Consider the following 24,414-nt stretch of genomic DNA (forward strand, 5'->3'; position numbering starts at 1 on the left):
GCCCGGGCGCGGCGGGGGGGGGCCCCCCCCGGGGGGCCCCCCCCCCCCGTCCGGCGTTCCTGTGGTGCTTCGCACACTGTCCCGCCGCAGGTCAAAGGTGAGTTGACGGGTGTTCGCACAGCGTGGTGCACTTCCGGGGCCATTACGGCGGCAACAGAGGAAGTCCGGTGCGAATCCGGCGCGGTCCCGCCACTGTGACCGGGGAGTCGATCCCCGGGAGCCAGGAACTCTCACCGCCGGTCACGTCGAGCCAGGGCGCGGACCCTGAGTGAGGACACAGCGCCATGCCCGGCCGCAGTGCAGCCACAGGTGTATTCGCGTACGGCGCCGCCGCCGGTCTGGCCGCGGACCTGATCATCGGCGACCCCCGCCGCGGCCATCCGGTCGCCGTGTTCGGGCGCGCCGCCGGCTCCGTCGAGAAGCTTCTCCGGCGCGACCACCGCGGGTGGGGCGCGCTGCACACCGCCGTCTGCGCCGGCGGCGCCACGGCGATCGCGGCGCTGGCCGCGCGTGCCGTACGCGACCGCCCCGGAGCCGCCGCCGCCCTGACCGCCGCCTCCGTCTGGGCCGTCGTCGGCGGCACGACCCTGGGCCGGGAGGCCCGCGCCATCGGCGGGGCCCTGGCGGCCGGGGACCTGGAGGTGGCCCGCGAGCGGATGCCGCATCTGGTGGGGCGCGATCCGCAGTCGCTGGACGGTCCCGCGATGGCCCGCGCGGTGGTGGAGTCCGTCGCCGAGAACACCTCCGACGCCGTCGTGGGCGCCCTGGTCTGGGGCGCCGTCGCGGGCGTTCCCGGCCTGGTCGGCTTCCGGGCCGTGAACACCCTGGACGCGATGGTCGGCCACAGGTCCCCGACGTACCGGCGCTTCGGCTGGGCCTCGGCCCGGCTCGACGACGTCGCCGGCTGGCCGGGCGCCCGGCTGACGGCCGCGCTCGCGACGGTGGCGGGTGGCGACCCGAAGGGGGCGGCGAAGGCCTGGCGGCAGGACGCGGCCAGGCATCCGAGCCCCAACGCCGGTCCGGTGGAGGCGTCCTTCGCGGGGGCGCTCGGCGTACGGCTCGGCGGGACGCTCTCGTACGGCGGACGGGTCGAGCACCGGCCGGTGCTGAACGGGGAGGGCCGGGCCGTGGAGGTCGGGGACATCGAGCGGGCGGTGCGGCTCTCGCGCCGGGTGACCGCGCTGACGCTTGCGGTGTGTGTGGGTGGACGGATCGTGGCGGGCGCGATGAAGCGGAGGAAGGCATGAGAGGCGGGGGGCTGCTGGTCGCGGGGACCACGTCCGACGCGGGCAAGAGCGTCGTCACGGCGGGCATCTGCCGCTGGCTGGTCCGGCAGGGCGTGAAGGTCGCCCCGTTCAAGGGCCAGAACATGTCGTTGAACTCCTTCGTGACGAGGGAGGGCGCGGAGATCGGCCGCGCGCAGGCCATGCAGGCACAGGCGGCGCGCGTGGAGCCGACCGCGCTGATGAACCCCGTGCTGCTGAAGCCGGGCAGCGACCGCTCCAGTCAGGTCGTCCTGATGGGCAAGCCCGTGGGAGAGCTGAGCGCCAGGGGCTACCACGGCGGCCGGCAGAAGGAGCTCTTCGAGCCCGTCCTGGCGTGCCTGGAGGAGCTGCGGGGCACGTATGACGCCGTGATCTGCGAGGGGGCGGGCAGTCCGGCCGAGATCAACCTGCGGCGTACGGACATCGTGAACATGGGCATCGCACGGGCGGCGCGGCTGCCGGTGCTGGTGGTCGGCGACATCGACAGGGGCGGGGTGTTCGCCCAGTTCTTCGGCACGACGGCGCTGCTCGCGCCGGAGGACCAGAAGCTGATCGCGGGCTATCTCGTGAACAAGTTCCGGGGCGACGTGACCCTGCTCGAGCCGGGCCTCGACATGCTGCTCGGGCTGACCGGGCGCCGCACCTTCGGTGTGCTGCCGTACGCGCACGGGCTCGGCATCGACGAGGAGGACGGCCTGCGGGTCTCGCTGCGGGGCACGGTCCGCGAGTCGGTCGTCGCGCCGCCGGTCGGCGAGGACGTGCTGCGGGTCGCGGTCTGCGCCGTGCCGCTGATGTCCAACTTCACCGACGTGGACGCGCTGGCGGCCGAACCGGGCGTGGTCGTGCGGTTCGTCGACCGCGCCGAGGAGCTCGTCGACGCGGACCTGGTGGTCGTGCCGGGCACGCGCGGAACGGTCAAGGCGCTGACCTGGCTGCGCGAGCGCGGCCTGGCGGACGCGATCGCCCGGCGGGCGGCGGAGGGCCGGCCGGTGCTCGGCATCTGCGGCGGCTTCCAGGCGCTCGGCGAGCGGATCGAGGACGACGTCGAGTCGAAGGCCGGCACCGTCGACGGGCTCGGACTGCTGCCCGTACACGTCCGGTTCGCGCCCGGGAAGACACTGGCGCGGCCGGTCGGCGAGGCGCTGGGCGAGCCCGTCGAGGGGTACGAGATCCACCACGGCGTCGCGGACGTGCGGGGCGGCGAACCGTTCCTTGACGGATGCCGGGTAGGCGCGGTGTGGGGCACGCACTGGCACGGCTCCCTGGAGAGCGACGGCTTCCGCCGGGCGTTCCTGCGGGAGGTGGCGGCGGCGTCCGGCCGGCGCTTCGTCCCGGCCCCCGACACGTCGTTCGGCGCGCTCCGCGAGGAGCAGCTGGACCGTCTCGGCGACCTGATCGAGGAACACGCGGACACGGACGCGCTGCTGCGCCTGATCGAGAACGGCCCGCCGAACGGGCTGCCGTTCATCCCGCCGGGTGCGCCGTGAGGCCGGGCCCGCACATGAGCGAACGTCAGCGACTCGACCTTGAAGGAGTGACCACCCGATGAGCACCCGGTATCCGTTCACCGCCGTCGTCGGCATGGACGACCTGCGGCTTGCGCTGCTCCTGAACGCGGTGAGCCCGGCGGTGGGCGGTGTCCTCGTACGCGGCGAGAAGGGGACCGCCAAGTCGACCGCCGTGCGGGCGCTCGCGGACCTGCTGCCGTCGGTGGCGGTGGTCGCCGGGTGCCGGTTCAGCTGCGACCCGGGCGCGCCCGACCCGCAGTGCCCGGACGGGCCGCACACCGAGACGCCCGGCGCCGCCCGCCCCGCGCGGATGGTCGAGCTGCCCGTCGGCGCGTCCGAGGACCGGCTCGTCGGTGCGCTGGACATCGAGCGGGCGCTCGCCGAGGGCGTGAAGGCCTTCGAGCCCGGGCTCCTCGCGGACGCGCACCGGGGGATCCTCTACGTCGACGAGGTCAACCTCCTCCACGACCACCTGATCGACCTGCTCCTCGACGCCGCCGCCATGGGCTCCTCGTACGTCGAGCGCGAAGGCGTCTCCGTACGGCACGCGGCCCGCTTCCTGCTCGTCGGCACGATGAACCCCGAAGAGGGCGAACTGCGGCCGCAGTTGCTGGACCGCTTCGGTCTCACCGTCGAGGTCGCCGCCTCCCGCGAGCCCGAGCAGCGGGTCGAGGTCGTGCGCCGCCGGCTCGCGTTCGACGACGACCCGGCCGCCTTCGCCGCCCGCTGGGCCGACGAGGAGACCGCGCTGCGGGACCGCGTCGTCGCCGCACGCGAGCTGCTGCCGAGCGTCGCGCTCGGCGACGCGGCCCTGCTCCAGATCGCCGCGACCTGCGCCGCGTTCGAGGTCGACGGAATGCGCGCGGACATCGTGATGGCCCGGACGGCGACGGCGCTCGCCGCATGGGCGGGACGCACGGAGGTGACCTCCGAGGACGTACGGCAGGCCGCGCTGCTCGCCCTCCCCCACCGCAGACGGCGGAACCCCTTCGACGCGCCGGGGCTGGACGAGGACAAGCTCGACGAGACGCTGGAGCAGTTCAAGGGCGAGGACGGGGACGACGACCCCGACCCCGGTCCCGACGGCGGACCCGGCGGTGGTCCCGGCGGCGGTGTGCCGCCCCAGAGCGAAGGCCCCGACAACAGCACGCCCGAGGACGCGGGTTCGGACGAGGCTCCCGCACCCGCTCCGGGCGGGGGCGGCGGCGCCGGTGAGCGCGCCGCCGTCAAGGCCGCCGAACCCTTCCGTACGAAGATGCTCAGCGTGCCCGGACTCGGCGAGGGGGCGGCCGGGCGCCGCTCACGGGCCCGTACCGAGCACGGCAGGACCACCGGTTCCGTACGGCCCCGGGGCGCGCTGACCAAGCTCCACCTGGCCGCGACCGTGCACGCCGCCGCCCCGCACCAGAAGGCCCGCGGACGGACCGGTCCCGGCCTCGTGGTCCGCCGGGACGATCTGCGGCAGGCGACCCGCGAGGGCCGCGAGGGCAACCTCGTGCTCTTCGCCGTGGACGCCTCCGGCTCGATGGCGGCGCGGCAGCGGATGAGCGCCGTCAAGGGCGCCGTGCTCTCGCTGCTGCTCGACGCCTACCAGCGGCGCGACAAGGTCGGCCTGGTCACCTTCCGGGGACGGGACGCCGAAGTGGCGCTGCCGCCGACCTCGTCCGTGGACGCGGCCGCCGCGCGGCTGGAACAGCTCCCGACGGGCGGCCGCACGCCCCTGTCGGCGGGGCTCCTCAAGGCCCATGACGTGCTGCGCGTCGAGCGGCTCCGCGACCCGTCGCGCCGCCCGCTGCTCGTCGTCGTGACCGACGGCCGGGCGACCGGCGGCGGCGCGGACCCGGTGGCGCTCGCCGCCCGCGCGGCGCGGCTGCACGCCTCCGAGGGCACCGCGGCCGTCGTCGTGGACTGCGAGACCGGGCCCGTACGGCTCGGGCTCGCCGGAGAGCTCGCCCGCGAACTGGGCGGCACCGCCGTGACCTTGGACGAGCTGCGCGCCGACTCGATCGCCGGGCTCGTCAGAGACGTACAGGCAGGACAGACAACCAGGAGGGCCGCGTAATGCCGCAGGGACAGCCGACCGTCGTTCCCGACGACGGTCTCACCACCCGTCAGCGCCGCAACCGTGCGCTGGTGATGGTGCACACGGGCGTCGGCAAGGGGAAGTCGACCGCAGCCTTCGGCATGGCGCTGCGCGCCTGGAACCAGGGCTGGCCGATCGGGGTGTTCCAGTTCGTCAAGTCCGCCAAGTGGAAGGTCGGCGAGGAGAACGCCCTCAAGGCGCTCGGCGAGACCGGCAAGGGCGGCACCGTCACCTGGAACAAGATGGGCGAGGGCTGGTCCTGGATCCAGCGCGAGGTCGCCGAGGGCGAGCAGTCCCACGAGGACAAGGCGCGCGAGGGCTGGGAGCAGGTCAAGCGCGACCTCGCCGAGGAGAAGTACAAGTTCTACGTCCTCGACGAGTTCGCCTACCTGCTGCACTGGGGCTGGATCGACACCAAGGAGGTCGTCGAGGTCCTGCGCGACCGGCCCGGGCACCAGCACGTCGTCATCACCGGCCGCAACGCGCCGCAGGAGCTGGTCGACTTCGCCGATCTCGTCACCGACATGTCCAAGGTCAAGCACCCGATGGACGCCGGTCAGAAGGGCCAGCGGGGCATCGAGTGGTAGCACGTCTCGTCATCGCCGCGCCGTCCTCCGGCGCGGGCAAGACCACGGTCGCGACCGGCCTGATGGCCGCGTTCGCCGGCCGTGGCCTTGCGGTATCGCCGCACAAGGTCGGCCCGGACTACATCGACCCCGGCTACCACGCCCTTGCCACCGGCCGGCCGGGCCGCAACCTCGACGCGTACATGTGCGGTACGGGGCTGATCGCGCCGCTCTTCGAGCACGGGGCGCGCGGCTGCGACCTGGCGGTCGTCGAGGGCGTCATGGGTCTGTACGACGGTGCGGCCGACCAGGGCGAGCTGGCGTCCACGGCGCAGGTGGCGAAGCTGCTCAAGGCGCCGGTGGTGCTGGTCGTGGACGCCTCGTCGCAGTCGCGGTCGGTGGCGGCGCTGGTGCACGGGTTCGCGTCGTGGGATCCGGAGGTGCGGATCGGCGGGGTGATCCTGAACAAGGTCGCGACGGACCGGCACGAGCACCTGCTGCGGGAAGCTCTTGGCGGGTCGGGGGTGCCGGTCCTTGGGGTGCTGCGTCGGGCTCCTGCCGTCGCGACTCCGTCGCGGCACTTGGGGCTTGTGCCGGTGGCGGAGCGGCAGGCAGCCGCGGTCGCCGCCGTGGCGGCGCAGGGGGAGCAGGTTCTCCAGGGATGCGACCTGGATGCGCTCATGGCGCTTGCGCGGTCGGCGCCGCCGTTGCACGCCGAGGCGTGGGATCCTGCCCTCGCGGGGCGGCTGACCGCCGGTGGTGGGGTTGTGCCCACCCTCCCCCAGACTTCGTCCGGGGGTACCCCCACCGCCCCAGCGGAACAGTTGCCCACAACGCGGCCGGTAGTTGCCGTCGCCGGAGGCGCCGCGTTCACCTTCTCGTATGCCGAGCACACGGAGTTGCTCACCGCCGCTGGGGCCGACGTCGTCACGTTCGATCCCTTGCGCGACGAAGAGCTGCCCCCCGGGACCTCCGGGCTCGTCATAGGTGGCGGATTCCCCGAGATGTACGGGTCCGAGCTGTCCGCCAACGAACCCCTACGCAAGGCCGTCGCCGAGCTCGCCGCCTCCGGGGCGCCGATCGCCGCCGAGTGCGCCGGGCTGCTGTATCTCGCGCGATCGCTCGACGGGACGCCGATGTGCGGGGTGCTCGACGCGGACGCGCGGATGTCGTCACGCCTTACGCTCGGGTACCGGGACGCCGTGGCGGTGAGCGACAGTTCGCTCGCGGCGGCCGGGGCGCGGATGCGGGGGCACGAGTTCCACCGCACCGTGATCGAGCCGGGCGCCGGGGCGAACGCGGCCTGGGGGCTGCGGCAGCCGGAGCGCCGCGTCGAGGGGTTCGTCCAGCAGGGGGTGCACGCGAGCTATGTGCACACCCACTGGGCGGGCGCCCCGGAGGCGGCCGTGCGCTTCGTGGACCACTGCGCGAACGGCCCCGCCGCGTGAGATCAGCCGCCGGAGAAGCCCACCACGAGCCAGATGAAGGCCACACCCGCCACCGTGCACAACAGGGTGGAGCGGGCCCGGTGTTCGTGGTGGGCCTCGGGAAGGATCTCGGCGGCGGCGAGGTAGAGCAGGGCGCCGCCGAAGAACCCGAGATAGCTGCCGAGCAGTTCCTCCGGAAGGGTGAACAGCAGGGTGGACGCGGCGCCGACGATGGGTGCAAGTGCGTCGAGGACGAGCATCGTGATCGCCTTGCGACGGGCGTTCCCGTACAGGCTGGTGATCGTGTACGTGTTGAACCCGTCGGCGAAGTCGTGGCTGATGACGGCGAGCGCGACGGCGGCGCCCATGCCTCCGCCTACCTGGAAGGCGGCGCCGAGCGCGATGCCGTCCATGAGGCTGTGGACCACCATCGCGGTGGCCGCGGTGAGTCCGACCTGGGGCACCCTCTCGTCGGCACCGACCCCGTGCGCGGCCTGACGGACCGCAAGGAGACGTTCCACGACGTGGGCGAGGAGGAAGCCGCCCACGAAGAGCAGCAGGGCCTGCGGCACACCGAAGACCTTCTCGCCCGAGGCCTCCATGGCCTCGGGCAGCAGGTCGAGGCCGACGACGCCCAGCATCAGGCCGCCGGCGAGGCCGAGGACGAGGTGACGCCGGTCGGTGACGCGCTGCGCGGTCCAGCCGCCGAAGAGCGTCATGAGGAACGCGCCGAGCGCGACGAGAACGGCCATGCGCCCTTGCTATCGGATCGTGAGCGTCTCGCGCACATCACAAGGGCCGGCGTGGGGAGGCTGGTCGCATGATCACGGTGATCGGGAGCAGTGCGGGAGCCGACGCCGGCTCCTGGGCGGGCGAGGCGGCCCTGGTGGTGGACGTGCGGGGCGACGAGTTGACGGACACGGAAATCGACCTGGTCGAGAAGCATGTGTCCGGGGGCGGGACACGGGTGGTCGTGCGAGTGCTGGGAGATCCTGGATTCTTCGGGGTGGTACGCACGTTGGAGGAGCGCTTCGGGGCCGCGGAGCTCGAGGTGCGGCCCGGGCCGACGGCGGTGGGGCTGGCGTTCGCGCGCCTCGGTCTGCCGTGGGACGACGCCTTCGTGGTGGACGGCGCGGAGGTGCGCGGCCATGCGCTGAACCGGGCCGTGAACGTGTGCCGGGCCCATCCCAAGGTGGCGGTCCTGCCCGGGCCCGGGGTGGGCCCGGCGGAGCTGGGCGCTGAGCTGGTGCACCGGGTGGCGTCGCGGACGCTGGTGGTGTTCTCGGCGCTGGGCGATCCGTTCCGTGAGCGGTTCGAGCGGGTGGAGCCGGCGGAGGCGATGTGCCGGAGCTGGGACGGGGTGAGCCTGGTTCTGTGTCTCGACGAGTCGCGGGTGGAAGGGCCTCCTCCGGTGGTGACGGGGCCGCTGACGGGGCCGGGCCGCTGGGCGCTGCCGGATGAGGAGTTCGGGGCGGACGGCGTCGACGGCGGGTCCGTGCTGCCGTACGAGGCGCGGGCGCTGGCGCTCGCGCGGCTCGGGCCGCGGGCCGGGGATCTGATCTGGGACATCGGTACGGGCTGCGGATCGGTCGGGGTCGAATGCGCCCGGCTCGGCGCGGCGGTGGTCGCGGTGGAGAAGACGGCGTCCGGTGTCGAACGGATCCGGGCGAACACGGCCGCGCACGGCGTGGAGGTGCGGGCGGTGCACGGCGCGGCGCCGACGGTGCTGTCCCATCTGGCCGATCCGGACGGGGTGTTCATCGGTGCCGGCGGCAGCGAGCTGAGGTCGATCGTGCTGACGGCGGCCCGGCGTGCTCGGCGTGCGGTGGTGGTGGCGGTGACGGTTCTGGAGCAGGTGGCCGCGGTCCGCTCGGCACTGGCGTGCTGCGGTTTCGAGGCCGAGGGGGTGCTGCTGCAGTCCCAGCGGCTGCTCACTCTGCCGGACGGCTCCTCGACGATGGCGCCGGCGGCGCCCGTGTTCCTGGTGTGGGGTACGCGGTGAGCGGGGCGACGGTGGGGGTCGGGGCCCGCTCGGGGGTGTCGGTGGACGAGGTCCTCGATCTGGTCGCGGAGGCGCTGCGGGAGGCGGGTCTCACGGGTTCGGACGTGACGGTGCTCGCCACGTTGGAGGCACGGGCCGCGGAGCCGGGGATCGTGGGCGCGGCCGGGCGGCTCGGCGTGCCCCTGCGGGCGTACGGGGCGGAGGCGCTGGCCGCCGTGTCCGTACCGCATCCGTCCCGGGCTCCGCTGGCGGCGACGGGGACGGGGTCGGTGGCGGAGGCCGCGGCACTGCTCGCGGCGGGTCCTGGGGCCGAACTTCTCGTGCCGAAGCGGAAATCGAGGCGTGTGACGTGTGCTATCGCCCATTCTCTCCCGCTTCGCCCGAACGAAGATGCCTCCGCCGCACGGTTGTTGCCCCAGGGACAGGGGTACATCGCTGGTCAGACGGAGCCCCGTACACCCCCCACTCACCACCCGACGGCGGCCATGGATATCCACGCGCACACTGACGTCCACGATCTGCGTCACCACGGTGACGCAGAGGTACGGGACGAGAAGCTGATCGACCTCGCGGTCAACGTCCGCACGAACACGCCGCCGGAGTGGCTGCGCCGGCGGATCGCCGACTCCCTCACCGGCCTGGCGCACTATCCGGACGGGCGGGCGGCGCGGGCCGCCGTCGCCGAGCGCCACGACGTGCCGGCCGGGCGGGTGCTGCTCACGGCCGGGGCCGCGGAGGCGTTCGTCCTCCTCGCCCGGGCGCTGCCGGTGCGGCGGCCGGTCGTGGTGCATCCGCAGTTCACCGAGCCGGAGGCGGCGCTGCGGGACGCCGGGCACGTGGTGGGCCGGGTGCTGCTGCGGGAGGAGGAGGGCTTCCGGCTCGATCCCGCGGCGGTTCCGGACGACGCGGACCTGGTGGTGATCGGGAACCCGACGAACCCGACGTCGGTGCTGCACCCGGCGGAGACGATCGCTTCGCTGGCGCGCCCCGGCCGGACGCTGGTGGTGGACGAGGCGTTCATGGACGCGGTGCCGGGCGAGCAGGAGTCGCTGGCCGGGCGGACGGACGTGCCGGGTCTGGTGGTGCTGCGGAGCCTCACGAAGACCTGGGGTCTCGCCGGCCTGCGGATCGGCTACGTACTCGCACAGCCGGAGACGATCGAGACCCTCGCCGCGGCGCAGCCGTTGTGGCCGGTGTCCACTCCGGCGCTGGTGGCCGCGGAGGCCTGCATGTCGCGGGCGGCGCTCGCGGAGGCGGAGTTCGCGGCGCACCGGATCGGGGTGGAGCGCGCGCATCTGCTGGCGGGGCTCGCGGAGTTCGACGAGGTCCGGGCGGTCGCCGCGGCGGAGGGCCCGTTCGTCCTGATCCGGGTCCACCGCGCGGACGAGGTGCGGGAGCGGCTGCGGGCCCTGGGCTTCGCGGCGCGGCGCGGCGACACCTTCCCGGGTCTGGACCGGAACTGGCTCCGGCTCGCGGTCCGGGACCGGGTCACGACGAACCGTTTCCTGCAGGCCCTGGACCAGGCCCTGCTGATCACGGGCTGAGCGCGCGGGGAGGGCGGTGTCGTCACCACCGCCCTCCGCACGCGTCCCCCCTGAGGCCCCCCTCGGGTCGGTCAGCCGCGGGCGCGGCTGCGTGCCAGGACGAAGGCGCCGGCGCCCAGGGCGAGCAGAACGACGGCGCCGCCCGCCAGGTACGGGGTGGTCGAGCTGCCGCCGGTCGCGGCGAGGTTCTGACCGGCCGGGCCGGATCCGCCGTTCTGGGTCTTCACGCCGGCGGCGTCGGTGGGCTCCGCCGAGGGCTCCTTCGAGGGCTGCTCGCTCGGCTGCTCCGTGGGCTTCTCGGTCGGCTTGTCGGTGGGCTCGTCGGTGGGCTTCGTGCCCTTCGGCGTCTCGCAGGTCGCCTCCGCGAGCGTCACCACGCCGTTGACCTCGGCCACACCCAGCTTCAGCGGGTTGACCTCCACCTTCAGCTCCAGTGCGGTCGCGGCCGCGGTGCGCGAGGTGGTGGACGTACGGGACAGGTCGAGGGTCACGTCACCGACGCCCGGCACGGAGACCTTGGTCTGCCCGGCGGTCGACAGGGTGGTCTTCTTGCCGAAGACCGTCACGTGCCCGAGGACGTTGGCCTCGGCGACGGGCTTCTTGCCCGTCTCGCAGACGGCGTCGGCCGTGACTTTCTGGACCTCGATCAGGGAGAGTGCCCGGATGCCGGGGACGTGGACCCGCGCCTTGACCAGGTTCACATGACCCTCGGCCCTGTCCTTGTCGACCGTGGCCTTCGAGGTGGCGACGTCCGCCCGCAGGATGCTGATCGGCTTGCCGCCCTCGGCGCCCTCCACCTTCACGGTCAGCGCGGTCTTGTCCTCGCTCTCCGGCGCCTTGACCTCGTTGAGCGAGGTCCGCAGCGGCACGTCCACCGTCTTGTTCAGCAGGGAGACGTCGAGACCGGCCCGCAGGACGACGGCGGTGGCGCGGCCCTCGCCGCCGGTGGCCTGTGCCGCGGGGGCGAGCAGGACCACCGGCCCGACGGCCAGGGCGGCGACGGTCACGGCGGCCGCGGTACGGCGTACGGGCATGCGGAAGGTGTTGCTGTTCAAGATGGTGGAACCCCCACAGGAGACATGGCGTCGCCGGCCGCTCACCACGGGGACACGGGGTCGGCGCGGCGTCGGCGACTTGAGACACCGGAATCTTTACGCACTGAGAGTGAACCGACAGACACCTGACGTGAGTTCACTCCAAAGGGGGGTTTCCGCGCCCATATTCGATTCTTTCGACACACACGTTCCCGTGCGCCCCGCGCGTTGCGCAGTGCGCGGGGCGCGCACGGGAAGTGCTTCAACGAGGTGCGCCTCCGCCGGGTAACGGATCGTCAACCCGACGCACCACCGGGGGCCTCGCTCAGGTGGCGCGCCAGTAGCCGAGGGAGTGCACCCGCTCCTTGGGGAGCGCGAGCTCCTTGCGTACGTACGCGGAGAGCGTGCGGGTGGTCGCCGTGTCGCAGGCGATCCAGACGTACGGGTCGCTCCCGAGCAGCTCCGGCAGCTCGGCCCGCACGCGCTCGACGAGCGCCGCGCCGCCGCCCTGGCGCGGCACCCGGCGGACGTCGTGCCGGTCGGCGTCGAGGCGCAGCGGCAGTTCCTCGTCGGCGCCGTGGGAGGTCTCGAACCAGAGCGTGGCCGGAACGTCGGGCGACGAGTCGAGGAGGGAGTTGATGGCGGGCAGAGAGGCCGGATCACCGATCACGAGCAGCCGCTCGGGGCGCGGCTCGGGGGCGGTGAACCCGGTGCCCTGCAGGGTCGCCTCGATGGTGTCGCCGGGGGCGCAGGTGCGGGCCCAGTCACTGGCGGCGCCCTCATGGAGGGCGAACTCCAGACTGAAGGTTCCGGCCTCCGCGTCCGGGTCGACCAGGGTGTAGGCCCGCTGGTGCGGCTTGCCCGCGTTCTCGAACCAGAGCCGTACCCACATCGTCGGGTGGACACCGGCCGCGGCGAGGAGTCCGCCGTCCGTCATGTGCACCCGGCGGTAGTGCTCGGTGACCTGCTCGGCCCCCGTCACCGTGAATGTGAAGTCCCGACCCCGGAACAGTTTGAGGACGACACCCTCCCAGCCATGCCCCACCGCACTCTCCTCCCCTGCGAAGCTGTAGATTAATTTAGGTCAGCCTAACCTAAGAAGCACGGATGGGATCGGGATCGGATTGAGCGTCGAGGTCTACCGGGACAACTGGGGCATTCCACACCTGCGGGCGGCCGATCCCGACGAATTGTCCTTCGCCCAGGGGCGGGTGACCGCGGTGGACCGCGCCTGGCAGCTGGAGGTCGAGCGACACCGGGCACAGGGCACCACGGCCTCGTTCCTCGGCACGGGTGAGACCGGCTGGGACACCTTCGTACGGCGCGCCCGGCTCGCCGACACCGCGCGCCGCTGCTTCGACCGGCTCGACGCCGCGACGGCGCGGTGGGTGCGGGCATACGTGGACGGGGTCAACGCGGGCCTGCCGGAAGGCGCCGACCGAGCACCCGAGTTCGCGCGGACGGGGCTCACGCCCGGGCGCTGGGAGCCCTGGACGCCCCTTGCGGTCTGGCTCGCCACCCACATCCTCTTCGCGGGGATGCCCACCAAGCTGTGGCGGGAGGAGGTCGCGCGCCGGCTCGGCGAGGAGTGGACCGAGCTGTTCGCCACGGACGGGCCGGGGACGGCCGGCTCCAACGGCTGGGTGGTGTCCGGCGACCGCACGGCGAGCGGCGCGGCGATCGTGGCGGGCGATCCGCACCGCTTCATCGAGGCGCCCGGGGTCTACCAGCAGATCCGGCTGGCCTGCCCCGAGTTCGACGTGGTGGGCTTCGCCGTGCCGGGCGTCCCGGGCCTGCCCCACTTCGGGCACGCGGGGCGGGTGGCCTGGGCGATCACCAACGCGATGGCCGACTACCAGGACCTGTACCGGGAACGGCTGCGGCGGACCGCGGACGGCGGCGTCGAGGCCCTCGGCCCGGAGGGCTGGCGACCGGCGACGGCACACGTCGAGACGGTGGAGGTCGCGGGCGCGGAACCGGTCGAGATCGAGGTGATCGAGACGGCACGCGGGCCGGTGATCATCGGCGCCGACGGCGGGAGCGGTGCGGGCGACGGGAGCGGTACGGACTCGGACTCGGACTCCGGCTCCGGCTCCGGCTCCGGCTCCGGCTCCGGCTCCGACACCGGCTCCGGCTCCGGCTCCTGGGAGGCGATCAGTCTGCGGTACCCGCCGAGGGTGACCGGCGAGCTGGGCTTCGGCGTCCTGCCCGCGCTGCTCGCCGCCCGTACCGTCGCGGACGTGGACCGCGCGGTCGACGGCTGGATCGAGCCGGTCAACGTCCTCCAGGCGGCGGACGTGGACGGCGGCCTGCTGCACCGGGTCGCCGGGTTCGTCCCCGTACGCGACCGCGCCAACTCCCTCCGGGTCGTCCCGGCCTGGGAGGCCGCCCACGCCTGGCAGGACGGTGAGCAGGCCCCGACGCCCCGCGCGGACGTCGAGGGCCACGCCGTCATGGCCAACGCGCGCGGGATCGCGGCCCCGCTGGGTGCGGAGTTCGCCCCGCGGCACCGGGCGGAGCGGATCGCCGCGCTGCTCGACGGCTCGAAGACCTGGACCCCGGAGGCGATGACCTCCGTCCACACGGACACCGACAATCCCTCGGCGGCGCGTCTGCTGGAGGCGGTACGCGCCGTGGGCTCCCCCGACGCCCCCGCGTCCGCTCCGCTCTCCCCCGACGCGCTCGCCGTCCGCGCGCGGCTGCTCGACTGGGACCGGCGGATGGACGCGGAGAGTGTCGACGCCGGGCTGTACGCCGCCGTGCGCGGGGCTGTGGTGCGGCGGGTCGCGGGGCACCCGGCGTTCACGGCGCTGCGGGAGCCCGCCGCGCATCCCGCGGTGTTCCAGCCGTGGCTCGCGCTCGGGCCGCGCGTGGCCTTCGCCCTGGAGACGCTCCTCGCCGCCGGGCCCGTACCGGCCGCGGACATCGCGGAGATCGTCCGGGCGGCTCTGGAAGAGGTCGCCTCCGGGGAGGAGCCGCCCGCCTGGGGCGTGACGCACCGGCTCGCGCCGTGGCAGGCGCTGCCCGACACCGACGCCGAGGCGGCCGACGCCCAGTGGCCGGGCCTGGGCGGCGACCACGACTGCGTGCTGTCCACGTCCAGCGTGCCCGGGTTCACCGACCGCAGCGGACGCGCCTCGGCCGCACGCTACGTCTGGGACCTCGCCGACCGCGACAACAGCCTCTGGGTCGTGCCGTTCGGCGCCTCCGGCGTCGCCGGCGAGGCCCACCACCGAGACCAACTCCCCCTGTGGCTGCGGGGCGAACTCGCCCCCGTCACCACCGACTGGCACCACCTCACCAAGGAGTTCCCCCGTGACGACCACTGAGTCCGGACAGCCCGCACAGTCCAGACAGCCGGCCCACCTCCAGACCGTCGAGGGCTTCGGCACCGTCCGGATCGACCCCGTAGACCCGGAAGCCGACGCCGCCCTCATCCACGGCTGGGTCAACGAGGACCGCGCCCGGTTCTGGGGCATGGGCGGGACGACCGTCGACCAGGTGCGGGACATCTACGCGCACCTCGACTCGCTCACCACGCACCACGGCTTCCTGGTCCGCCGCGACGGCGAGCCGGTGGCGCTCTTCCAGACGTACGAGCCCGAGGCCGACCGGGTCAGCGAGTGCTACGAGGTGCAGCCCGGCGACATCGGGGTGCACATCCTGATCGCTCCGGCCGCCACCCCCGAACCCGGCTTCTCCGCCAAGCTGTTCGTCGCTCTGAACGACTTCGCCATGACCGGCCGCACGCGCGCCGTCGCCGAGCCGGACGCCGACAACGAGAAGGCGCTCGCCCGGCTGGTGCGCGCCGGGTTCGAGCTGGGCCCCGAGGTCGTCCTGCCGGAGGTGGACCTCCCGGAGGTCTTCATCCCGGAGAAGAAGGCGCGGCTCGCCTTCCTGACCCGCTGACGGAGTGGGTACGGGCCCGGTGCGACCGGCACCGGGCCCCGCGTACAGCCCCGCCTCAGCCGATCACACGGCCGTTCACGACGACCCGCCGCGGCGCCGCGAGCACGCGGACGTCCGCCCTCGGGTCCTCCTCGTAGACGACCAGGTCCGCCGGGGCGCCCTCCTCCAGGGAGGGGCGGCCCAGCCAGGCTCGCGCGCCCCAGGCCGTCGCCGAGAGGGCCTCCAGCGGGGGGATGCCGGCCTTCACCAGCTCCTCGACCTCGGCCGCGACCAGGCCGTGGGCCAGGGAGCCGCCGGCGTCCGTGCCGACGAAGACCGGGACGCCCGCGTCGTACGCCGAGCGGACCGTGTCGTACCGGCGCTCGTACAGCCGTCGCATATGCGCCGACCAGCGCGGGAACTTCTTCTCGCCGCCTTCCGCGAGCTTCGGGAACGTGGCGATGTTGACGAGCGTCGGGACGATCGCGACGCCCCGCTCGGCGAAGAGCGGGATCGTCTCCTCGGTGAGCCCGGTGGCGTGCTCGATGCAGTCGATGCCCGCCTCCACCAGGTCCCGCAGCGAGTCCTCCGCGAAACAGTGCGCGGTGACCCGTGCCCCGAGCCGGTGGGCCTCGGCGATCGCCGCCTCGACCTCGGCGCGGGGCCAGCAGGCGCCCAGATCGCCCGCGTCCCGGTCGAGCCAGTCACCGACGAGCTTGACCCAGCCGTCGCCGCGCCGGGCCTCCTGCGCCACGTACGCGACCAGCTCCGGGGGCTCGATCTCATGGGCGTAGTTGCGGATGTAGCGGCGGGTCCGGGCGATGTGGCGGCCCGCGCGGATGATCTTCGGCAGGTCCTCGCGCTCGTCGATCCAGCGCGTGTCGGAGGGCGAGCCGGCGTCCCGGATCAGGAGTGTGCCCGCGTCGCGGTCGGTGAGGGCCTGCTTCTCGCTGGTGATGTCGTCGACCGGGCCGTGCTGGTCCAGGCCGACATGGCAGTGCGCGTCGACGAGCCCGGGCAGGGCCCAGCCCTCCACGGTCAGCGCGTCGCCGGACGGCCGGGTGTACGTGATCCGCCCGTCGACGGCCCACAGCTCGTCCCGTACGTCCTCCGGGCCGACGAGCACCCGCCCCTTCACATGCAGCACCACGTGATCGCTCATATCTGCACTCTACGAGGGGCGGGCGGCCGCTCGGACGGTGGTCGTTCGCCGATCGCCGCACCGAAGCGGACACGAGGGGCGGGAGGGCCGCTCGGTACCCTGAACCGACGCTCCACCCTCCCCCGGACTCCGTCCGGGGACCCCCAGCTCCACCAGCACCGAACCGATCCGAAGAAGGCACCGCCGTGACCGTGACACACCCGCTTCTGGACCTGGCCCCGCTGACCGCCGCGCACTTCGCGTCCATCGAGCGGCGCGTCGCCGCCCTCCTCTCGACCGAGCAGGACGTGGTGATCACCCAGGGCGAGGCGCTGCTGCCCCTGGAGGGGTGCATCCGCAGCGGGGCCCGGCCCGGCTCCACGGCGCTGAACATCGTCACCGGGCCGTACGGCCAGACCTTCGGCAACTGGCTGCGCGACTGCGGCGCCACGGTCGTGGACCTCGAGGTGCCCTTCCACACGGCGGTGACGGCCGCGCAGGTGGAGCAGGCGCTGGCGGAGCACCCGGAGATCGACTTCGTGTCCCTGGTCCACGCGGAGGCGGCGACCGGCAACACCAATCCGGTCGCCGAGATCGGCGCGGTCGTACGGGCGCACGGTGCGCTGTTCTATCTGGACGCGGTGGCGTCGATCGGCGCGGAGCCGGTGCTGCCGGACGCGTGGGGCGTCGACATGTGCATCATCGGCGCACAGAAGGCGATGGGCGGTCCGGCCGGGGTCTCGGCGGTCTCCGTCAGCGAGCGCGCGTGGGAGCGTTTCGCCGCCAACCCGCAGGCGCCGCGCCGTTCGTACCTCTCCCTCCTGGACTGGAAGGAGCGCTGGATCGACGGTGGCCGCAAGGCGCTGCTGCACGCCCCGGCGCAGCTGGAGATGCTGGCTCTGGAGGCGTGCGTGGAGCGGATCGAGGCCGAGGGCCTGGACGCACTGATGGCCCGTCACTCCGCCGCGGCCGCCGCGACCCGCGCGGGCGTCCTGGCCCTGGGCGGCGGTCTCGAGCCGTACGTCCGTGACGCGAAGGACGCGGCCCCGGTCGCGACGACGCTGCGTTCCCCTGCGGGCGTCGACGCCTCGGAGCTGGTCGCGAAGGCGCTGGCGGCCGACCCGTCGCTGCCGCTGATCGCCGGCGGCGGGGCGCTGGCGAAGGAGATGATCCGGGTCAACCACTACGGCGTGGACGCGACTCCGGGCGCGGTCCAGTCCTCACTGGCGGCGCTGGGCGCCGCCCTCGGCGAGACGGGCCGCCCGGTGGACCTGGAGGCCGCCCGCCGCGCGGTCACGGAGGCGTGGGGCACCCACTAGGACCCCGGGCCCCGGAGGGCCTGGGCGGTGCGCGGAAGACGGGCGGGGCCCACGGGCCCCGCCCGTCTTCGTATGCCCGCACCGCCGCGAGCACCATTGCCCGCGCTCCGAGCCCCCGAGGGCCGCATTCCCGCGAATGCCACGGAAATACCGATTCGAATTCCCGGGGAAGATTCTTCAAGCGAATTCCCCTATACCTTCCGCAGTTCTTCTGCCCGGATTCCCCGACCTCAAACACCAAGATTCTCATCAACATTCCTTCCACATTCCGGTCCTGTGATCGACTCCACATGGCGCCCGTTTTGCTCAGATATATACGGCCAAAACAGCCGCAATTCGCGCCCGCGCGAATAACACACCCGGCAGCTCCCGCACACCCCGCTCGCGCATGCAATCCACGAAATTGCTCGGTAAATTCCCTCGCTATGACCGCAGCACAAGCAGCCATGACCCTGACTCTGGAAAGCCCGCGCGTGGAGGACGGAGCGGCGATGTGGCGCATCGCCCGCGATTCCGAGGTCCTGGACCTGAACTCCCCGTACAGCTATCTGCTGTGGTGCCGTGACTTCGCCGCCACCTCGCTGGTCGCGCGCGCCGCCGACGGCGAGCCGGTCGCCTTCGTCACCGGATATCTGCGCCCGGACCGCCCGGGCACCCTCGTCGTCTGGCAGATCGCCGTCGACGCGGAGCACCGCGGCCGGGGGCTGGCCGGCGTGCTGCTCGACGCGCTCGCCTCGCGGGTCGCCCCCACCGCCGTAGAGACGACCGTCACCCCCGACAACACGGCCTCCGGCCGGCTCTTCACCGCCTTCGCCGTACGGCACGGGCTCCCCCTGGAGCGCGAGGTCCTCTTCGACGGAGGCCTGTTCCCCGACACGTCCGACGGTGCCGGCCATCTGCCCGAAGTACTGCACCGCATCGGCCCCTTCCCCCACACCGGAGCTTCGCTGTGACCATCACCCCGCCCGTCCTCAGTGTTTTCGAGACCCTGGAGTCGGAGGTGCGCAGCTACTGCCGTGGCTGGCCCACCGTCTTCGACCGCGCGCAGGGCGCGCGCCTCACCGACGAGGACGGCCACACGTACCTGGACTTCTTCGCGGGCGCCGGCTCGCTCAACTACGGCCACAACAACCCCGTACTGAAACGGGCCCTGATCGACTATCTGGAACGCGACGGGATCACCCACGGTCTCGACATGGCGACCACCGCCAAACGGACCTTCCTGGAGTCCTTCGAGGAAGTCGTGCTGCGACCGCGCTCGCTGCCGTACAAGGTGATGTTCCCGGGGCCGACCGGCACCAACGCCGTGGAGGCCGCGCTGAAACTGGCCCGGAAGGTGAAGGGCCGCGAGTCGGTCGTGTCCTTCACCAACGCGTTCCACGGAATGTCGCTGGGTTCGCTCGCCGTCACCGGCAACGCCTTCAAGCGGGCCGGTGCGGGCATTCCGCTGGTGCACGGCACTCCGATGCCGTTCGACCAGTACCTCGACGGTCAGCTGCCGGACTTCCTCTGGTTCGAGCGGCTGCTCGACGACCAGGGCTCCGGGTTGAACAAGCCCGCCGCCGTGATCGTGGAGACGGTGCAGGGCGAGGGCGGCATCAACGTGGCCCGGCCCGAGTGGCTGCGGGCGCTCGCCGACCTGTGCCGGCGGCAGGACATGCTGCTGATCGTCGACGACATCCAGATGGGCTGCGGCCGCACGGGCGCCTTCTTCTCCTTCGAGGAGGCCGGCATCACCCCGGACATCGTCACGCTGTCGAAGTCGATCAGCGGTTACGGGCTGCCCATGTCGCTGTGCCTGTTCCGGCCGGAGCTGGACGTGTGGGAGCCGGGCGAGCACAACGGCACCTTCCGCGGCAACAACCCGGCCTTCGTCACGGCGGCCGCCGCCCTCGACACGTACTGGGCCGACGGCCAGATGGAGAAGCAGACCCTCGCCCGTGGCGAACAGGTCGAGCAGGCGCTCCTCGCCCTCTGCGAGGAGAACTCCGCCGACGGCGCGCACTACCGCGGCCGAGGCCTGGTGTGGGGTCTGGAGTTCGCCGACCGGGCGCGGGCGTCGAAGGTCTGCGCGCGCGCCTTCGAGCTGGGGCTGCTGCTCGAGACCTCGGGCCCGGAGAGCCAGGTCGTGAAGCTCCTCCCGCCGCTGACGATCACCCCCGAGGAGCTGGACGAGGGGCTGCGCACGCTGTCCCGAGCGGTCCGCGAGACCGTCTGAACCACCTGTACCACCCCTAGACGTAAGGGAGTTGCACCACCGTGATCGTCCGATCGTTCAAGGACATCGAGAACACCGAACGCCATGTGCGGGCCGCGTCCGGCACCTGGGAGAGCAAGCGGATCGTCCTCGCCAAGGAGCGCGTCGGCTTCTCGCTCCACGAGACCGTGCTGTACGCGGGCACCGAGACGTCCATGTGGTACGCGAACCACATCGAGGCCGTCCTGTGTGTCGAGGGCGAGGCCGAGCTGACGAACGACGAGACCGGCGAGGCGCACTGGATCGAGCCGGGCACGATGTATCTGCTCGACGGCCACGAGCGGCACACCCTGCGCCCCAAGACCGACTTCCGTTGTGTCTGCGTCTTCAACCCACCGGTCACCGGCCGGGAGGACCACGACGAGAACGGGGTCTACCCCCTGCTGACGGAGGAGGGCTGAACCATGACCGACGTACTGACGGGCACCGACCTGTACCCGACCCGCGGCGCCGGCGAGGTGCTGACTCCCCGCCGTGACCCGGTGGTGTGGAGCGACGCCCCGGGCCTGGAGACCTTCGAGCGCGACGGCTTCCTCGCCCAGCCCGATCTGCTGACCGACGACGAGGTCGCCGTGTACAAGCGGGAGCTGGACCGGCTGATCGCCGATCCGGCCGTACGGGCCGACCCGCGCGCGATCGTCGAACCGAAGTCGGCCTCCGTACGGTCGGTCTTCGAGGTCCACCGGATCAGCGAGGTCTTCGCCCGGCTCGTGCGCGACGAGCGGGTGGTCGGCCGGGCCCGCGAAATCCTGGGGTCGGACGTGTACGTCCACCAGTCGCGGATCAATGTGAAGCCGGGCTTCGGCGCGTCCGGTTTCTACTGGCACTCGGACTTCGAGACCTGGCACGCGGAGGACGGGCTGCCGCGGATGCGGGCGGTGTCGGTGTCGATCGCGCTGACCGAGAACCACGACACCAACGGCGGCCTGATGATCATGCCGGGCTCGCACCGGACGTTCCTCGGCTGCGAGGGCGCCACCCCGAAGGACAACTACAAGCGCTCGCTGCAGATGCAGGACGCGGGCACCCCGTCGGACGAGGCGCTGACCTCGCTCGCGGACGCGCACGGCATCCGGCTCTTCACGGGCCGGGCCGGTTCGGCGACCTGGTTCGACTGCAACGCCATGCACGGCTCGGGCGACAACATCACGCCGTTTCCGCGCAGCAACGTCTTCATCGTCTTCAACAGCGTGGAGAACGCGGCGGTGGAGCCGTTCGCGGCGCCGGTGCGGCGGCCGGAGTTCATCGGGGCGCGGGACTTCACGCCGGTGCGGTGACCCCGGACGGGCTCGAGGGTGCGGAGTGAGGACTGAGGGGTGCGGGGGCCCGGGCGGGCCCCCGCGGGTCCCTCACAGCGCCGGGTAGTCGGTGTAGCCGCGGTGGTCGCCGCCGAAGAAGGAGGCGCGGTCCGGGGTGTTGTACGGGCCGTCGTTCCTCAGCCGGGCCGGCAGGTCGGGGTTGGCGATGAAGAGCTGGCCGTACGCGACCATGTCCGCGGTCCCGTCCTCGATCAGGGCCAGCGACTCGGCCCCGGTCGGGCCCTCGGTCGCCGGGTTGAGGACGAACGTGCCGGAGAACCGCTTGCGCAGGGTGAGCGTCAGCCCGCGGATGTCCGGGCCGGCCTCGGTGACGTGCAGATAGGCGATGCCGAGCGGGTCGATCGCCTCGACCAGCGCGGTGTACGTCTCCTCCGACCCGGTCTCCGTGATGTCGTTGTAGGGGTTGGCCGGGGAGATCCTCAGGCCGGTGCGCTCGGGGCCGATCTCGGCGGCGACGGCCTCGACCACCTCGACGGCGAACCTGATCCGGTTCTCCACGGAGCCGCCCCACTCGTCGGTGCGGTGGTTGGAGCCGGTGGCGAGGAACTGGTGGACGAGGTAGCCGTTGGCCCCGTGGATCTCGACGCCGTCGAAGCCGGCGTCGACGGCGTTGCGCGCGGCGGACGCGAAATCGGCGACGGTGGCGCGCACCTGCTCGGCGGTCAGCTCGCGCGGGGTGACGAAGTCCTTGAAGCCGTCGAGCGTGTAGAGCTGCCCGTCGGGGCGGACGGCGGACGGGCCGACCGGGTGGAGGTCGCCGTCGAGGAGATCGGGGTGTCCGATCCGGCCGGAGTGCATGAGCTGGGCGAAGATCGTGCCGCCGCGGGCGTGGACGGCGTCGGTGACCTCGCGCCAGGCGGCCGTCTGCTCGGCGCTGTGCAGGCCGGGGGTGTTCGGGTAGCCCTGACCGACGGCGGAGGGCTGCGTGCCTTCGGTGATGATCAGGCCGGCGGAGGCGCGCTGGGCGTAGTACTCGGCCACCAGCGCGGTCGGGGTCCGGCCCTCGTTGTGGGCGCGACTGCGGGTCATCGGGGCCATCGCGATGCGGTTGGCGAGCCGTGCGCCGGCGAGGTCGATGGGATCGAAAGCGGTGGTCATGGCGGCCTCCGAGGCATTTATGTGGTCGGCCAAGTATTTGGCCCGACGCCACTGTAACGCATTACTTGGCCGACCAAGGTAATCTGGGGAGCCTCCCCCGCAGGAGCCCGCCGCAAGGAGCCAGCGATGCCCGAGTCCCCGTCCGCGCCGCCGTCGGACCCCGTCTGTAGCGGCCCACTGCCGACCGCCGCACAGGGCGGACCGGTGAGCCATGCCCTCGCCCGGGTGGCCCGGCTGCACCGCATCGCCGCGGGCCGGCTGCTCAAGGAGGTCGGGCTCTTCCCGGGCCAGGAGTTCCTGATGATGTGCCTGTGGGACTGCGGGCCGGTCCGGCAGTCCGAGCTGATCAAGGCGATGGGACTCGACGCCTCGACGGTCACCAAGATGCTCCAGCGTCTGGAGCAGAGCGGGCATGTGCGGCGCAGCCCGGACCCCACCGACCGGCGCGCGGTGCTCGTCGCGGCCGCGGACGAGGGCGGCGCGCTGCGGTCGGGGGTCGCGGACGTCTGGACCGGCCTGGAGGAGTACGCCCTGGCCGGCCTCACCCCGGCCGAACGCGCCGACCTCGCCCGGCTCCTGAGCAAGGTCGAGGGAAACCTGTGCGCGGAGGCGGGCGTCGCCGAGCTGGGCGACTGCTCGGAGGCGAAGGCGGGACGCGGGGCGTAAGGGTGCCCGGCCCATCCGGGTGCCCGGCCCATCCGGGTGTCCGGGATGACCCGGCTACCCGGCCACCGGGCCACCGGGCCACCGGGCCACCGGGCCACCGGGCCACCGGGCCATGATCCGCCGGCCGCCCCCTGGCCACGGCGGAGCAGCCGTCAACCGGCCAGGACGTCCAGGGCGCGGTCCACGTCCGTCGCGCTGTTGTAGAGGTGGAAGGACGCCCGCAGGAAGCCCACGCGGGCGGACATCAGGACGCCGGCCGCCCGGAGCGCGGACTGGCGGTCACCGAGGCCCGGCATGCCGACGACACCGGAGACGTCCGGAACGGGCTCGTGCCCCAGTTCCACGAGACCCGCCCGGAAGCGGGCCGCGAGCGCCTTGTTGTGGGCCTCGATCCGCTCGATGCCGATCTCTTCGAGCAGGGCCAGCGAGCGGGCGGCCCCGTGGTACGAGAGAAAGGCCGGCGGCTCGTCGAACCGTCGCGCCGACCGGGCCAGTTCGCGCACCGGTCCGTAGCTGTTGACCCACAGCTCCTCGCCCGTCACCCATCCCGCGTGGATCGGGACCAGGGTGTCCTGCGCGTCCTCGGTGACGGTGAGGAAGGACGCCCCGCGCGGGCAGAGCAGGAACTTGTAGCCGCCGGCCACCGTGTAGTCCCACTCCCCCGCCCGCAGCGGCAGCCAGCCCGCCGACTGCGTGGCGTCGACGAGCGTACGGGCGCCGTGCGCGGCCGCCGCGGCCCGTACCGCCGCGAAGTCGGCCGTCCGGCCGTCCGCGGACTGCACGGCGGAGAAGGCGACGAGATGGGTCTCGGGGCCGATGGACTCGGCGAGCCGCTCCAGCGGGACGAAGCGGGTCTTGAGGTCGCCGCGGACCACGAACGGCGTGATGACGGAGCTGAAGTCGCCCTCGGGGAAGAGGATCTCGGCCCCCGCCGGCATCGACTGGGCGATCATCCCGATGTGGACGGAGACCGAGCTGCCGACGGCCACCCGGTCCGGATGGACCGACATGAGCCGGGCGTACGTGGCGCGGGCCTCCGCGACGATCTCGAAGTCACCGGCGCCCGCCGGCCTCCCGTCCGCGGTCTCCTCGGCGAGCAGGGTGATCGCCTCGATGGTGCGGCGCGGCAGCAGCGCGCAGGCGGAGGTGTTCAGATACGTCTGCTTCGGCGCGAACTCGGCTCCGCCGAGTGGTTCGATGGCATCCATGGCCCCAGCCTGGGGGCCCTCCGACCCGCCGTCAATTGCCTTCGATCATGGGGAGAAGCCAAGCCCGGCTTATGTGCGCAGGTCAGAGG

21 protein-coding genes and 1 riboswitch are annotated in these 24,414 nt (G+C 72.9%); of the genes, 15 read left to right on the top strand and 6 right to left on the bottom strand.

Annotated elements, in window-relative coordinates:
* Positions 1-107 precede the first annotated feature (107 nt).
* Positions 108-252, top strand: a riboswitch (cobalamin riboswitch).
* Between the two features lie 32 nt (positions 253-284).
* The 5 genes from ACFC0D_RS22225 to ACFC0D_RS22245 are packed head-to-tail and all read left to right on the top strand — an operon-like array spanning position 285 to position 6,870.
* The gene (locus tag ACFC0D_RS22225; protein ID WP_376438533.1) at positions 285-1,247 is read left to right on the top strand and encodes a cobalamin biosynthesis protein; all 963 of its coding nucleotides are present in this window, start codon (positions 285-287) and stop codon (positions 1,245-1,247) included.
* On the top strand, positions 1,244-2,752 hold the full coding sequence (locus ACFC0D_RS22230) for a cobyric acid synthase (protein ID WP_376438536.1): 1,509 nt from the start codon (positions 1,244-1,246) through the stop codon (positions 2,750-2,752). Before ACFC0D_RS22225 ends, ACFC0D_RS22230 begins: the two co-directional genes overlap by 4 nt.
* A gap of 58 nt (positions 2,753-2,810) precedes the next feature.
* Complete coding sequence (locus ACFC0D_RS22235; RefSeq protein ID WP_376438539.1) at positions 2,811-4,835, top strand: putative cobaltochelatase; 2,025 nt, start codon at positions 2,811-2,813, stop codon at positions 4,833-4,835.
* A complete protein-coding gene (cobO, locus tag ACFC0D_RS22240) occupies positions 4,835-5,443 on the top strand; it encodes a cob(I)yrinic acid a,c-diamide adenosyltransferase (protein ID WP_158986079.1) in 609 nt (202 codons plus the stop codon). The genes ACFC0D_RS22235 and cobO overlap by 1 nt, the downstream gene beginning before the upstream one ends.
* On the top strand, positions 5,437-6,870 hold the full coding sequence (locus ACFC0D_RS22245) for a cobyrinate a,c-diamide synthase (protein ID WP_376438543.1): 1,434 nt from the start codon (positions 5,437-5,439) through the stop codon (positions 6,868-6,870). Before cobO ends, ACFC0D_RS22245 begins: the two co-directional genes overlap by 7 nt.
* Before the next feature lie 2 nt (positions 6,871-6,872).
* Here the strand turns inward: ACFC0D_RS22245 and ACFC0D_RS22250 are convergent, their stop codons facing one another.
* Positions 6,873-7,601 (bottom strand): ZIP family metal transporter, encoded by a 729-nt coding sequence (locus tag ACFC0D_RS22250; protein ID WP_376438546.1) that lies wholly within the window; start codon positions 7,599-7,601, stop codon positions 6,873-6,875.
* Positions 7,602-7,669: 68 nt separating this feature from the next.
* On the opposite strand from ACFC0D_RS22250, the gene ACFC0D_RS22255 reads away from it, so the two are divergent.
* Both ACFC0D_RS22255 and cobC read left to right on the top strand, forming a co-directional pair.
* Positions 7,670-8,851, top strand: a complete 1,182-nt coding sequence (locus ACFC0D_RS22255; protein WP_376438548.1) for a precorrin-6Y C5,15-methyltransferase (decarboxylating) subunit CbiT — start codon at positions 7,670-7,672, stop codon at positions 8,849-8,851.
* Positions 8,848-10,395, top strand: coding sequence for an Rv2231c family pyridoxal phosphate-dependent protein CobC (gene cobC / locus ACFC0D_RS22260; RefSeq protein ID WP_376438551.1), 1,548 nt, complete (start codon positions 8,848-8,850; stop codon positions 10,393-10,395). The genes ACFC0D_RS22255 and cobC overlap by 4 nt, the downstream gene beginning before the upstream one ends.
* A 71-nt stretch (positions 10,396-10,466) precedes the next feature.
* Here cobC and ACFC0D_RS22265 read toward each other — a convergent pair whose 3' ends face one another.
* Together ACFC0D_RS22265 and ACFC0D_RS22270 are read right to left on the bottom strand one after the other, a co-directional pair.
* Complete coding sequence (locus ACFC0D_RS22265; RefSeq protein ID WP_376438554.1) at positions 10,467-11,450, bottom strand: SCO1860 family LAETG-anchored protein; 984 nt, start codon at positions 11,448-11,450, stop codon at positions 10,467-10,469.
* 304 nt (positions 11,451-11,754) lie between these two features.
* Positions 11,755-12,474: a siderophore-interacting protein gene (locus tag ACFC0D_RS22270; RefSeq protein WP_376438557.1), complete on the bottom strand. Its 720-nt coding sequence runs from the start codon at positions 12,472-12,474 to the stop codon at positions 11,755-11,757.
* Between the two features lie 79 nt (positions 12,475-12,553).
* Between ACFC0D_RS22270 and ACFC0D_RS22275 the strand changes: the two genes are divergently transcribed.
* A complete protein-coding gene (locus ACFC0D_RS22275) occupies positions 12,554-14,758 on the top strand; it encodes a penicillin acylase family protein (RefSeq protein WP_376438559.1) in 2,205 nt (734 codons plus the stop codon).
* On the top strand, positions 14,745-15,338 hold the full coding sequence (locus ACFC0D_RS22280; RefSeq protein WP_376438561.1) for a GNAT family N-acetyltransferase: 594 nt from the start codon (positions 14,745-14,747) through the stop codon (positions 15,336-15,338). The genes ACFC0D_RS22275 and ACFC0D_RS22280 overlap by 14 nt, the downstream gene beginning before the upstream one ends.
* A 55-nt stretch (positions 15,339-15,393) precedes the next feature.
* Here the strand turns inward: ACFC0D_RS22280 and ACFC0D_RS22285 are convergent, their stop codons facing one another.
* Positions 15,394-16,479, bottom strand: a complete 1,086-nt coding sequence (locus ACFC0D_RS22285) for an amidohydrolase family protein (RefSeq protein ID WP_376438564.1) — start codon at positions 16,477-16,479, stop codon at positions 15,394-15,396.
* Positions 16,480-16,670: 191 nt separating this feature from the next.
* On the opposite strand from ACFC0D_RS22285, the gene ACFC0D_RS22290 reads away from it, so the two are divergent.
* The 5 genes from ACFC0D_RS22290 to thpD all read left to right on the top strand — a co-directional run bounded on the left by ACFC0D_RS22290 (position 16,671) and on the right by thpD (position 21,311).
* Positions 16,671-17,777, top strand: coding sequence for a pyridoxal-phosphate-dependent aminotransferase family protein (locus ACFC0D_RS22290; protein WP_376438678.1), 1,107 nt, complete (start codon positions 16,671-16,673; stop codon positions 17,775-17,777).
* Positions 17,778-18,202: 425 nt separating this feature from the next.
* Positions 18,203-18,730: a diaminobutyrate acetyltransferase gene (gene ectA / locus ACFC0D_RS22295; RefSeq protein WP_376438567.1), complete on the top strand. Its 528-nt coding sequence runs from the start codon at positions 18,203-18,205 to the stop codon at positions 18,728-18,730.
* Positions 18,727-19,995 (top strand): diaminobutyrate--2-oxoglutarate transaminase, encoded by a 1,269-nt coding sequence (gene ectB, locus ACFC0D_RS22300; RefSeq protein ID WP_376438570.1) that lies wholly within the window; start codon positions 18,727-18,729, stop codon positions 19,993-19,995. Before ectA ends, ectB begins: the two co-directional genes overlap by 4 nt.
* A 41-nt stretch (positions 19,996-20,036) precedes the next feature.
* The gene (locus tag ACFC0D_RS22305) at positions 20,037-20,435 is read left to right on the top strand and encodes an ectoine synthase (RefSeq protein WP_376438572.1); all 399 of its coding nucleotides are present in this window, start codon (positions 20,037-20,039) and stop codon (positions 20,433-20,435) included.
* A gap of 3 nt (positions 20,436-20,438) precedes the next feature.
* Positions 20,439-21,311, top strand: a complete 873-nt coding sequence (gene thpD, locus ACFC0D_RS22310) for an ectoine hydroxylase (RefSeq protein WP_376438574.1) — start codon at positions 20,439-20,441, stop codon at positions 21,309-21,311.
* A gap of 72 nt (positions 21,312-21,383) precedes the next feature.
* Here the strand turns inward: thpD and ACFC0D_RS22315 are convergent, their stop codons facing one another.
* Positions 21,384-22,451 (bottom strand): alkene reductase, encoded by a 1,068-nt coding sequence (locus ACFC0D_RS22315; RefSeq protein ID WP_376438577.1) that lies wholly within the window; start codon positions 22,449-22,451, stop codon positions 21,384-21,386.
* Between the two features lie 126 nt (positions 22,452-22,577).
* Between ACFC0D_RS22315 and ACFC0D_RS22320 the strand changes: the two genes are divergently transcribed.
* Positions 22,578-23,117, top strand: a complete 540-nt coding sequence (locus ACFC0D_RS22320; RefSeq protein WP_376438580.1) for a MarR family winged helix-turn-helix transcriptional regulator — start codon at positions 22,578-22,580, stop codon at positions 23,115-23,117.
* A 152-nt stretch (positions 23,118-23,269) separates the two neighbouring features.
* Here ACFC0D_RS22320 and ACFC0D_RS22325 read toward each other — a convergent pair whose 3' ends face one another.
* On the bottom strand, positions 23,270-24,325 hold the full coding sequence (locus ACFC0D_RS22325; protein ID WP_376438582.1) for an aminotransferase class V-fold PLP-dependent enzyme: 1,056 nt from the start codon (positions 24,323-24,325) through the stop codon (positions 23,270-23,272).
* Between the last annotated feature and the right edge of the window lie 89 nt (positions 24,326-24,414).

This window comes from Streptomyces sp. NPDC056222 (genome assembly GCF_042264065.1).
In the GTDB taxonomy this organism is placed as follows: Bacteria; Actinomycetota; Actinomycetes; order Streptomycetales; family Streptomycetaceae; genus Streptomyces.